Genomic DNA, 11772 nt, shown 5'->3' on the forward strand with positions numbered 1-11772 from the left:
CCACACCCACACCCCCGCCCACGGCCCCGAAGGTCTCCCTCGCCAAACCCACCCCACCCCGCCCCGGCAGCCCCGCCCACATCATCCAGAACGGCGGCACCTGGCGCGAAGCCCTCCACGCCGCCACCGGCACCGGCACCGGCACCGGCTGACGGACCCCCCGGACGCAGGCGGTCACCGCTGCTCACCCGGTCGCGTGTACGCAGCGTTGTGCAAGGTGCGGCTCATTGGGTACGCGGGCAGAGTGAGGACGTAGCGAGAGAGGTGTTCATCAGATGATCCTTCGTCGAGTTGCCCGTCCCTTGTTGGCTGCGACCTTCGTGTACGGCGGGATCAGTGCCCTGCGTGCGGTGGAGGCCCACGCACAGGCCGCGAAGCCGCTCCTGGACCAGACCGTCGGCAGGTACGAGGACCAGATCCCGGACAACGTGCCCACGGATGCCGAGACGCTGGTCAAGATCGACGCCGCCGTGAAGATCGCCGCAGGATCGGCGCTGGCCTTCGGCAAGGCGCCACGCGTGGCGGCGCTCTTCCTCCTGGGCAGTCTGATCCCGACCACCGCGGCCACCCACCGCTTCTGGGAGGAGTCGGACCCGGAGGCCCGGGAGCAGCAGCTCGTGCACTTCCTGAAGAACTGCGGGCTGGCGGGCGGACTGCTGCTCGCCGCGGCCGACACGCACGGCAAGCCGTCCGCGGCCTGGCTGGCGCGGCACAGCGCGCACACGGCCGGCAAGCGCATCGGCACCGCCGGGCACGCGGCCGAGCTGTACGCGGCGCACGCCCTGAAGCATCACAAGAAGAACGCCAAGCGCGGCGCCAAGCTGGCGAAGAGCATGGGCAAGGGCGGCGCCAGGGGCAAGCTCTTCGGCCGGTCGAAGAAGAGTGGTCTCCAGAAGGTGCAGCACGCGGTTCTGGACGCTCAGCACGCCGTGCTGGAGGCTCAGCACGACGGCATGCGGAAGGGCCGCAAGGCCTGGGGGAAGTCCAGGAAGCACGGGCTCAAGAAGGCCCAGCACAGCGTGGCGCAGGCCCAGAAGCAGCGGGACGAACTCGCCAAGAAGGCCCGGCAGGGCGTCAAGCAGGCGAAGAAGTCCGACCTCGCCAAGAAGGCCCGGCACGGCGTCAAGCAGGCGAAGAAGTCCGACCTCGCCAAGAAGGCGCAGCACGGTGCCAAGCACGCACGCACGTCCGACCTGGGCAAGCGCGCCGAGCACCGCGTACGTGCCGCACAGCACGCGACGCAGGCCCGGGCCGAGCAGGCCCGCGGCTACGCCCGCAGCGCCCTGTCCCACTGAGGCCGGGCACTCCCCGGGCGCGCGCGTTTCCGCAGGCCGGATGCGGCGGGGGCGGACGGTTCACCGCGAACCGTCCGCCCCCACCGCTGTGTGCGTCTAGGCTCGGCGGTACCGACGGCACAGGCTCCGGGAGCAGCGGCCCCGGAGGACGAGGGGGCACCGCCATGGCGAGCGACGACGTGAAGCGGCCGGAGGGTGGCGGCGGAGGAGCCGCGGTCAGCCTGGAGAAGATGCAGCAGGCCGCGCCGGGCCTCGTGAGCCTGTACAAGCAGGCCGCCGTCAGCCTGGAGAAGCGGCGGCTGAGCGGCGTACGGGCGGCGGTGTACCTGGTGCTGGACCGGTCGGGGTCCATGCGTCCCTACTACCGGGACGGTTCGGCACAGCGGCTGGCCGAGCAGGCACTCGGACTCGCGGCGCACTTCGACGACGACGGCCGCGTGCCGGTGGTGTTCTTCTCCACCGGGGTGGACGGTGTGGCCGAGGTGTCGCTGACGGACTACGCCGGGCGGATCGGGGCGCAGCACGACGCGTTGGGGCACATGGGCCGGACGAACTACCACCTGGCGATGCAGGCCGTGGTGGACCACTACCGGGCGAGCGGGGCGAGCGACCCGGCGTTCGTGGTGTTCCAGACGGACGGTGGCCCGACGTCGAAGTCGGCGGCGGAGCGGGTGCTGTGCGAGAGTGCGGCGCTGCCGCTCTTCTGGCAGTTCGTCGGGTTCGGCGAGGACGAGTTCCGGTTCCTGCGGAAGCTGGACGCTCTTCCGGTGCCGGCGAAGCGGGTGGTGGACAACGCCGGATTCCTGCCGCTGGGCGCCGATCCGCTCGGCTGGTCGGACGCCGCTCTGTACGAGGGGCTGACCGACGAGTTCCCGCAGTGGCTCGCCGCGGCCCGCGCCGCGGGCGTACTGCGCTGAGCGCCGCCCCCGGCCCCGCTACCGGGGGTCGGGCAGGCGCATCTCGAACCAGGTGGACTTGCCGCGCGGCAGCAGGTCCACGCCCCAGCGGTCGGCGAGGCGGTCCACGAGCCACAGGCCCCGTCCGCTGGTGTCCATCTCCGTGACGGGCAGCAGGCAGGGCAGGCCGCGCGAGGGGTCGCGGACCTCGATGCGCAGCCGGCCGCGCCGGCGGTGCATACGCAGGCCGAAGGTGCTCGCGCCCGTGTGGCGTACGGCGTTGCCGACGAGTTCGGAGACCAGCAGCACGGCGTGCTCGGCGGTGGTGGCGGGGGCGGCCCAGCCCTGACGCAGCACGGCTTCGGCGAGGCGCCGCGCGGTGGCCGCGGACTCCGGGCGGTTGGGCAGTCGCACCTCGTCGCGCGTCGGGTCGCCCACGAGTTCCACGACGGCGCCGAGGGTCGGCGGACTGCCAAGGCCCCCCAGGACGACTCCCGTCTCCGTCGCTGCTCCGGTCATGCTCGCCACGTCACCCTCTCCGGCCATGCGGACCATCATGGCGCGTGCAAGCACACTTCGTGGCTGTTCCGGAATATTGCTGACCTGGGAGTCAGGTCGGAGATCTCCGGATCTGGCATATGCCCTGGGGCGACCGGCCGCCCTGATCACGTCGATGACCAGCGACTACGTTCCGCGCAGGCATGATCACTACCCGTCCGGGGGCATGCGACACCCGCCCCCGGAAACGGCGGAGGGGTGACGCGCGGACGGCATGCGCCACCCCACGCCACCCCCGGCCGTTCGGGAGCCTCGCGGACGAGTCAGCGGAACCTGGCCTTTCCCGGGCCGTCCTCCACGAAGCTGCGCATGCCGGTCTCCCGGTCCTCGGTGGCGAACAGGCCCGCGAACCAGTTGCGTTCGATGGTCAGGCCGGTGTCGATGTCCGTCTCCAGCCCCGCGTCGACCGACTCCTTGGCCGCGCGCAGCGCCATGGCCGGGCCCGCGGCGAGCTTCGCGGCCCACGCGTGCGCCGCCTCGTACACCTCGGCGTCCGGCACGACCCGGTCGACCAGGCCGAGGGTGAGCGCCTCGTCCGCCTTGACCTGGCGTCCGGTGAAGATGAGGTCCTTCGCCTTGGCCGGACCGACCAGGCGGGACAGGCGCTGCGTGCCGCCGGCTCCCGGGATCAGGCCGAGCAGGATCTCCGGCTGACCGAGCTTGGCCTTCTCGCCCGCGATGCGGATGTCCGCGCACAGCGCCAGCTCGCACCCACCACCGAGCGCGTAGCCGGTGACGGCGGCGACGACCGGCTTGGGGATGCGGGCCACCGCCGTGAAGGCGTCCTGGAGGCCCTTGGACCGGGCGACCATCGCCGCGTGGTCCATGCGCTGCATCTCCTTGATGTCCGCGCCGGCCGCGAACACCTTCTCGCCGCCGTAGATCACGACCGCGCGGACGTCCTCACGGGCGGTCGCCTCGTGGGCGAGTTCGAGGAGCCGGTCCTGGGTGGCGACGTCCAGGGCGTTCATCGGCGGGCGGTCCAGGCGGAGAGTGCCGACGCCGTCGGCCACTTCGAGAGTCACAGTCATACGGGCAGGTTAGCGTTCGTTCACACGCCTCGGCCCCCGCACCCGGCGCGAAGGGCGCCGGGTGGGGGGGCCGGTCGTGTCGGCCGGGCGGCCCGGAGGGCTACTGCTCGGCGGTCCATTCCTCCCAGGACATGTTCCAGGCGTTGAGGCCGTTGTCCGGGGCGATGGTCTCCGGGTCGGCGGAGTTCTTCACCTGCACGACGTCGCCGATGAGGGAGTTCTCGAAGAACCAGGCGGCCGCCGCCTTCTCGTCCCAGCCGCCGCGCACGTCGTCCAGGCCGATGCAGCCGTGGCTGGTGTTCGTGGAGCCGAACGTGGCCGACGAGGCCCAGTAGTTGCCGTGGATGAAGGTGCCGGAGGTGGACAGCCGCATCGCGTGCGGCACGTCCTTGATGTCGTACTCGCCCTCGCCGTCGTCGTCGGTGAAGCCGACGGTCGCGCCGTTCATCCGGGTGACCACGTACTTCTCGCTGATCACCATGATGCCGTTGTACGTGGGCGTGGCCGGGGCGCCGGCGCTGATCGGGACCGTACGCAGCTCCTTCCCGTCGCGGGTGACGGTCATCGTCTTCTTCTTCGCGTCGACCACGCTGACCTGCGAGCGGCCGATCTCGAAGGTGACCGACTTCTTCTGCGACCCGTAGACGCCGTCCGCGCCCTCCACACCGTCGAGGTCGAGGTCGAGCGTGACCTCGGTGCCGGCCGCCCAGTACTCCTCGGGACGGAAGTCGAGGCGCTGGTTGCCGAACCAGTGGCCCTCGACGTCCACCTCGGGCTCCGCCGTCACGGAGATGGCCTTCTCCACGGCCTCCAGGTCCTCGATGGCCCGGTTGAAGGTGATCGAGACCGGCATGCCGACGCCGACCTTGTCGCCGTCCTCCGGCTGGAAGAAGCCGACGAAGGAGTCACCGGGAACGAGGGTGGAGAACTTCGCGTTCTCGGCGGCCTTCCGCCCCTCGGAGTCGGTGGCCACCGCGTTCACGGTGTAGGTCGTCTTGGTCCGCAGGTGCCCCTCGGGCTTCCACGCGCTGCCGTCGGCGGTGATCGCGCCGGGCACCTTCTCGCCGTCCGCGGTGCGCACCACGACCTCGGTGAGCTTCCCCTTCTCGGCGCTCACCGCCAGTTCGCCCGTGGTCGCCACGTCGTCGGCGCCGTCCTCCGGAGCGATGGTGACGACCGCCTCGGACGGCCCGCTCGGCTTCGCCTTCTCCGGAGTCCGTTCGTCGGCGGCGCTGTTGCCGCCCCCGCAGGACGACACCACCAGCAGCATCACGACGAGGAGGACGACGAGTCCCGCCGCCCCTCCCCCTATGAGGCGGGCCCGGCCGCCCGCCCGCGTCTCCGCCCCGTCAAGTATGGCCTTGAGTTCCACTGTGGCCTGTTCTCCCCTCGCGCACGAACGCGCTCCCCAGGTGGCGCCGTCGGGAGCGCACCACGCGCGTGTGACCGGTCAGACAACCACACACATGCGGGGGTTGTGCACCTGCAGTGTCACCGTTCGGTCGCGGTTTCCGCCGGTGAGGGGCATGCCGGGAGAAAACGTGCGCGGCTGCGGCGCAGGGTGAGCGCTCCGTGCCGGGCTGTCACCCGTTCGGCGTCACCGGGAGCCGTTCCGGCCCTCCCCGGAGGGCCCGGCGGGTGAGGATCACCGTGTGCACCGTGGAACGGAGGCTCACTGGTGACGCAGGCACCCGCGCGGACGAACGACCCGACGGACCCGCCGGCCGTGTGGCCGGGCAGTCCGCAACCGCTCGGCGCACGCCACCACCTGGGGCCGGACCGGACCCCGGGCACCAACTTCGCACTGTGGGCGGGTGGCGCCGAGGCCGTCGACCTGTGCCTCTTCGACGACGACGGACGGGAGACCCGGCACCGGCTGGCCGAGCCGACCCACGAGATCTGGCACGGCTTCGTCCCCGGAGTCCGGCCCGGTCAGCGCTACGGCTACCGGGTGCACGGCCGCTGGGACCCGTGGACCGGCGCGCGCTGGAACCCGGCGAAGCTGCTGCTCGACCCGTACGCCCGCGCGGTGGACGGCGAGTTCGTGCTGACGCCCGAGGTGTACGGCCACGTCCGCGACTGGCCGCAGCAGGACCTCGCCGACACCGTGCGGGACGAACGCGACTCCGCGCCGCACGTGCCGAAGGGCGTCGTCGTCGACGACCGCGACAGCTGGACCGACGACCGCCGCCCCAAGACCCCGTGGGCCGACACGGTGCTCTACGAACTGCACGTGCGGGGCTTCACCAAACGCCATCCCGGTGTGCCGGAGGAACTGCGCGGCACCTACGCCGGACTCGGGCACCCGGCGGCGCTCGACCACCTCACCGGGCTCGGCGTGACGGCCGTCGAACTGCTGCCGGTGCACCAGTTCGCGCACGAGGACCACCTGCTGCGGCGCGGTCTGCGCAACTACTGGGGCTACAACTCCGTCGGCTGGTTCGCCCCGCACGCCGCCTACTCCGCCTCCGGTACCCGCGGCCAGCAGGTCGGCGAGTTCAAGCGGATGGTGCAGGCGCTGCACGGCGCCGGGATCGAGGTGATCCTCGACGTCGTCTACAACCACACCGCCGAAGCGGACGAACGCGGGCCCACGCTGTCGCTGCGCGGCATCGACAACCGCGCCTACTACCGCCTCGCCGACGACGCCCGCCGCTACACCGACTACACCGGCTGCGGCAACACCCTGCACGTGGTGCGGCCGCACACGCTGCGGCTGATCACCGACAGCCTGCGCTACTGGGTGCAGGAGATGGGCGTGGACGGCTTCCGCTTCGACCTGGCGGCGGCGCTGGCCCGCTCCCTGCACGACGTCGACATGCTCTCGCCGTTCCTGGCCGTCATCGCCCAGGACCCGGTGCTCCGGCGCGTGAAGCTGATCGCCGAACCGTGGGACGTGGGCGCGGGCGGCTACCAGGTGGGCGCCTTCCCGCCGCTGTGGACGGAGTGGAACGACCGCTACCGCGACACCGTGCGCGACTTCTGGCGGGGCGCGCTGCCCGACGTGCGGGACCTCGGCCACCGCCTGTCCGGGTCCAGCGACCTGTACGCCTGGGGCGGGCGGCGGCCCTACGCCTCGGTCAACTACGTCACCGCCCACGACGGCTTCACCCTCCGCGACCTGGTGAGCTACGACCGGAAGCACAACGAGGCCAACGGCGAGGACGACCGGGACGGCACCGACGACAACCGGTCCTGCAACCACGGCGCCGAAGGCGACACCCACGACCCGGAGATCCTGGCGCTGCGGCGACGGCAGCTCCGCAACCTGCTCACCACACTGCTGCTCTCCACGGGCGTGCCGATGCTGACGGCCGGCGACGAGGCGGGCCGTACGCAGGGCGGCAACAACAACGCCTACTGCCAGGACGACGAGACCTCCTGGACCGACTGGAGCCTGCTCGACGATCCGGGGTGGCGGGCGCTGTACGAGCTGACCGCGCGGCTGCTGCGGCTGCGCCGCGACCACCCCGTGCTGCGGCGCAAGGCGTTCTTCTCCGGCCGGCCGCACGGCCCGGAGGGGGTGCGGGACCTCACGTGGTTCACCGGGTACGGCGAGGAGATGACCGAGGCCGACTGGTTCGCGCCGAGCGCCACCCTGGGGATGTACCTGCACGGGCGGGATCTGCCGCAGCGCGATGCCAAGGGCCGCCCGGTGTCCGACGACTCGTTCCTGTGGCTGCTGCACGCCGGCACCGCGACCGGAGCGTTCCGGCTGCCCGGCCCGCCCTGGGGCGCGGTGTACGAACTCCTGGTGGACACCGCGCGCGAGGACCAGGCCGAGCCGCCGGGCACACTGCTCCGTCCGGGTGACAAGCTGCCCCTGCCGCCCCGCTCGGTGCAGCTGCTGCGCGCCCGGCCCCAGCAGGCGCGGGACGTCCGGTCGTAGGTCCGCGGACGGAGGCGGGAGGGGCCAAAAAAGCGAGTGTGCGGTGTCAGTGGCGAACCGTACGCTCGCTCCTGATGACTGCCACCGACCTCGCCGCCACCGACGACCCCACCGACGACCGCTCCGCCGACACGCCCGCCGCCCGCGGTGGCGACGGGCCGCCCCCGGAAGGGCAGCGGGCCGACGGCGGCGACGGCAGATCCGCGGTGCGGTCGCTGCTGCGGCTGTGGCCGTACCTCAAGCCGGTGCGGGCCCGTTTCTTCACGGCCGCGTTCATCGCGATCGTCGCGTCCTGCATGGGGCTGGTCATCCCGCTGGTCCTGAAGTGGATCGTGGACGGTCCGGTGGCGGCCCGCGACACGCGGGGCGTGTGGCTCGGCGGCGCGCTGCTGCTCGGCGTCGGCATCGCCGAGGCCGCGTTGTTCGGGCTGCGGCGCTGGCTGGTGGCGCGGCCGCTGGCGAGCGTCGAGGCGGCCATGCGCGCCGACCTGTACGCCCACCTGCAACGGCTCCCCGTGGCCTTCCACGACCGCTGGCCCAGCGGGCAGCTGCTGTCGCGGGCGACCACCGACCTGCAACTGCTGCGCATGTTCCTCGCCTTCCCGCTGACGTTCCTGGTGGTCAACGGCACCACCATCCTGGTCGGCTGCGTGATCATGTTCGTGCAGGACTGGGTGCTCGGTCTGGTCGTGCTCGCGCCGCTGGTGCCGCTCGGGGTGCTGTGCTCCTTCTTCGAGGCGCGCTACTTCATCGTGGCGCGGCGCGCGCAGGACCAGATCGGCGACCTCACCACGGTCGTCGAGGAGGCCGTGCTCGGCATCCGCATCATCAAGGGCTTCGGCCGCCACAAGAGCCAGGCACGGGCCTTCCGCGCGCTGTCCGGGCGGCTGCTCGGCACCGAGATCCACAAGGCCCGGCTGCTCGCCGGGATCTGGGCGTTCATCATGACGCTGCCCGAGCTGGCGCTCGGTGCGGCGCTGGTGCTCGGCACGATCCAGGTCGCCGAAGGCGACCTGTCGGCGGGCACGCTGGTGGCGTTCCTGTCGACGGCGCTGGCGCTGCGGTGGCCGGTGGAGTCGCTCGGGTTCCTGCTGGCGATGAGCAACGAGTCGGCCACGGCGACGGACCGCGTCTTCGAGGTCCTCGACGCCCGCGTCCCCGAGGACGCGGGCACGGCCGGCGACCGGACTGCGACGGGCGACAGGATCACGGACGACCCCGGCTCCGGCATGCGGTTCGAGGGCGTGACCTTCCGGTACCCGGACGCACCGCCCGGTGCGCAGCCGACCCTCGACGGTGTCGACCTCCACGTCCCGCCCGGCGAGACGATGGCCCTCGTCGGCGCGACCGGCAGCGGCAAGACGACGCTGACCGCGCTCGTCCCCCGTCTGCACGAGGCGACCGAGGGCCGCATCACCCTCGACGGCGTGGATGTCACCACCCTCCCCCGCGCGGACCTCCGCGCCCTCGTCGCCGTGGCCTTCGAGGACCCGACCCTCTTCTCCGCCACCGTGCGGGAGAACGTCCTGATGGGCACCGACGGCAGCGGCACCCGCACGGACGACGCCGCGAAGGCGGACGAGAACGCCCTGCACCGGGCGCTGCGCATCGCGCAGGCCGACGGCTTCGTCGCCGCGCTGCCCCACGGCGTCGACACCGAGGTGGGCGAACAGGGGCTGTCCCTGTCGGGCGGCCAGCGCCAGCGCCTCGCCCTGGCCCGCGCCGTGGTCGGCTCCCCGCGTTTCCTCGTGCTGGACGACCCGCTGTCGGCCCTCGACGTGCACACGGAGGCCGCCGTGGAGGCGGCGCTGCGGGAGGTGCTGGCCACGACCACCGCCCTGGTCGTGGCGCACCGGCCGTCCACCGTGCTGCTCGCCGACCGGGTCGCGCTGCTGTCCGGCGGGCGCGTCACCGCCGTCGGCACCCACCACGAACTGCTGCACACGCACCCCGAGTACGCGGCACTGATGTCCGGCGACGACCGGCGCGACGCGGACGGGGACGGGGACGGCACAGATCCGGACACGGCCGCAGACGTCGCGTCCGGCACCGAAGGGAGCCTGAAGGCGTGACGACGACCGTCGACAGCGGCGCCACACCGGCCACGGACCCCGCGGCGGGGTCGGTGACGGGCGAGGCCCTCCCCACCACTCCGCCGGGACCCGACCAGGACCCCTTCTCGCAGGACGTGCTGCCGGCCCCGCGCGACGCGCCGCGGACGCTGCTGCGTTCCCTGCTGCTCCCGCACCGGCCCCGCGTCGCGCTGGCGGCCGTCCTGCTGCTGCTCCAGCAGGCGGCGGTGCAGGCGGGCCCGCTGCTGGTGGCGTACGCGATCGACGCGGCCGTCCCGGCGATCCGGGACGCCGCCGACTACGGTCCGCTGATCGCCGTCGCCCTCGGATACCTGGTGTGCGCGCTGGCCGCAGGCGGGCTCCAGTACGCCTTCGTCACCACCGCCGCCCACGTGAACCAGCGGGTGCTGCTCGAACTGCGCGGCCGCATCTACCGGCACGCCCAGGCGCTCAGCGTGGACTTCCACGACCGCTACACCTCCGGCCGGCTCATCTCCCGCGCCACCACGGACGTGGAGGCGCTGCGCGAGCTGCTGGACGAAGGGCTCCAGGAGCTGCTGACCGTCGTGGTGTCGGTGGGCTACATCCTGGCCATGCTGCTCTACCTCGACTGGGGGCTGGGCGCCTGCGCGCTCGCGTCGTTCGTGCCGCTCTCGCTGCTCGTGCGCTCGTTCCAGAACAGGTCGCGGCGCATCTACCGGACGCGTTCCACCGCGATCGCCGCGGTGATCGTGAAGTTCGCGGAGACGATGAACGGCATCCGCCCGGTGCAGTCCTTCCGCCGCGAGAAGCCGAACGACGCGGCCTTCCGCACGCTCAACGACCGCCACCTGAAGGTCAACGGGGACGCCATCCTGGAGATGGCGCGGTATGTCGTGGGCTCCCGTCTCACCGCGAACTTCGCGGTGGCGGCGATCGTGCTGTGGGGGGCGTACCGGGTGGCGGACGGCGGGCTGGAGCTCGGCGTGCTGGCCGCGGCGGCGCTCTACCTGCGTCGCCTGTACGACCCGATCGACCGGCTCGGCATGTTCCTCAACTCCTTCCAGTCGGCGAGCGCGTCGCTGGAGAAGGTCGCCGGCCTGCTGGCGCAGCAGCCGTCCGTGCCGGAGCCGGAGGCGCCGCGCCCGCTGCCGGACCGCACCGGGGACACGCCGGGCCGCGAGGTGGTCTTCGACGGCGTCCGGTTCGCCTACCGCACCGGCGGGGAGGTGCTGCCGCAGTTCGCTCTCACGGTCCCGGCCGGGCAGACGGTCGCCGTGGTCGGCGCCACCGGTGCGGGCAAGTCGACGCTGGCGAAGCTGCTGGCCCGGTTCTACGACCCGACCGAGGGCCGGGTGCTGCTGGACGGCGCCGACCTGCGGGATCTGGACACCCGGACGCTGCGCAGCGGTGTGGTGATGGTGACCCAGGAGGCGTTCCTCTTCTCCGGAACGGTCGCGGAGAACATCGCGATCGGCCGCCCGGACGCCTCCCGCGACCAGATCGAGGAGGCGGCGAGGGCCATCGGCGCGCACGACTTCATCGCCGCCCTCCCCGAGGGCTACGACACGGACGTACGCAAACGCGGCGGCCGGATCTCGGCGGGTCAGCGGCAACTGGTGTCGTTCGCGCGGGCGCTGCTGGCCGACCCGGGCGTGCTGATCCTGGACGAGGCGACCTCGTCGCTGGACATCCCGGGCGAGCGCGCGGTGCAGGAGGCGATGACGACGGTGCTCAAGGGCCGTACGGCCGTGGTGATCGCGCACCGGCTGTCCACGGTGGACGTGGCGGACCGGGTGCTGGTGATGGAGGACGGGCGCATCGTCGAGGACGGCCCGCCGTCGGAACTCACCGCCCGCGACGGCCGGTACGCCCGCCTGCACCGGGCCTGGCGGGACAGCCTGGCCTGAGCCCGTACCCGCCCGTACCCGCCCGTACCGCGCGGGCCGTACGAGCGCGGGCGCCGTGCGGCGATTCGCCTCGTAGGGGCCGCTCCGGGTCGATCGCGTGGATTGCCCCGGAGCGGCCCGTACGTGACCGCCACATGCCCGG

The 11772-nt window shown here is 72.6% G+C and carries 8 protein-coding genes; 5 read left to right on the forward strand and 3 right to left on the reverse strand.

The features are described 5' to 3' along the window. Positions 1–275 precede the first annotated feature (275 nt). Complete coding sequence (locus tag RM572_RS18480; RefSeq protein ID WP_311674468.1) at positions 276–1295, forward strand: DoxX family protein; 1020 nt, start codon at positions 276–278, stop codon at positions 1293–1295. 164 nt (positions 1296–1459) lie between these two features. Beyond that, positions 1460–2212: a VWA domain-containing protein gene (locus tag RM572_RS18485; RefSeq protein ID WP_311674469.1), complete on the forward strand. Its 753-nt coding sequence runs from the start codon at positions 1460–1462 to the stop codon at positions 2210–2212. Between the two features lie 18 nt (positions 2213–2230). Here the strand turns inward: RM572_RS18485 and RM572_RS18490 are convergent, their stop codons facing one another. From RM572_RS18490 to RM572_RS18500, 3 genes are all read right to left on the reverse strand, one after another. Further along, the gene (locus RM572_RS18490; RefSeq protein ID WP_394813639.1) at positions 2231–2737 is read right to left on the reverse strand and encodes an ATP-binding protein; all 507 of its coding nucleotides are present in this window, start codon (positions 2735–2737) and stop codon (positions 2231–2233) included. A 275-nt stretch (positions 2738–3012) separates the two neighbouring features. Further along, the gene (locus RM572_RS18495; RefSeq protein ID WP_027765952.1) at positions 3013–3780 is read right to left on the reverse strand and encodes an enoyl-CoA hydratase/isomerase family protein; all 768 of its coding nucleotides are present in this window, start codon (positions 3778–3780) and stop codon (positions 3013–3015) included. 100 nt (positions 3781–3880) lie between these two features. Beyond that, positions 3881–5152 carry a L,D-transpeptidase gene (locus tag RM572_RS18500; protein WP_394813640.1) on the reverse strand — a complete coding sequence of 424 codons (1272 nt, stop codon included), beginning with the start codon at positions 5150–5152 and terminating at the stop codon, positions 3881–3883. Positions 5153–5455: 303 nt separating this feature from the next. On the opposite strand from RM572_RS18500, the gene glgX reads away from it, so the two are divergent. The 3 genes from glgX to RM572_RS18515 all read left to right on the forward strand — a co-directional run bounded on the left by glgX (position 5456) and on the right by RM572_RS18515 (position 11630). Continuing rightward, the gene (gene glgX / locus RM572_RS18505; RefSeq protein WP_394813641.1) at positions 5456–7669 is read left to right on the forward strand and encodes a glycogen debranching protein GlgX; all 2214 of its coding nucleotides are present in this window, start codon (positions 5456–5458) and stop codon (positions 7667–7669) included. A 74-nt stretch (positions 7670–7743) separates the two neighbouring features. Beyond that, positions 7744–9741, forward strand: coding sequence for an ABC transporter ATP-binding protein (locus RM572_RS18510; RefSeq protein WP_311674471.1), 1998 nt, complete (start codon positions 7744–7746; stop codon positions 9739–9741). Between the two features lie 53 nt (positions 9742–9794). Beyond that, positions 9795–11630, forward strand: a complete 1836-nt coding sequence (locus RM572_RS18515; RefSeq protein ID WP_311674567.1) for an ABC transporter ATP-binding protein — start codon at positions 9795–9797, stop codon at positions 11628–11630. The last annotated feature ends 142 nt before the right edge of the window (positions 11631–11772 follow it).

It is taken from the genome of Streptomyces hazeniae (assembly GCF_031845485.1).
Lineage (GTDB): Bacteria > Actinomycetota > Actinomycetes > Streptomycetales > Streptomycetaceae > Streptomyces > Streptomyces hazeniae.

What these genes read in the sequence shown, in the direction of transcription:
- RM572_RS18510 (WP_311674471.1), top strand. Translation starts at nt 7,744, where the DNA reads ATGACTGCCACCGACCTCGCCGCCACCGACGACCCCACCGACGACCGC.
- RM572_RS18485 (WP_311674469.1), top strand. Translation starts at nt 1,460, where the DNA reads ATGGCGAGCGACGACGTGAAGCGGCCGGAGGGTGGCGGCGGAGGAGCC.
- RM572_RS18490 (WP_394813639.1), bottom strand. Translation starts at nt 2,737, where the DNA reads ATGGCCGGAGAGGGTGACGTGGCGAGCATGACCGGAGCAGCGACGGAG.
- RM572_RS18495 (WP_027765952.1), bottom strand. Translation starts at nt 3,780, where the DNA reads ATGACTGTGACTCTCGAAGTGGCCGACGGCGTCGGCACTCTCCGCCTG.
- RM572_RS18480 (WP_311674468.1), top strand. Translation starts at nt 276, where the DNA reads ATGATCCTTCGTCGAGTTGCCCGTCCCTTGTTGGCTGCGACCTTCGTG.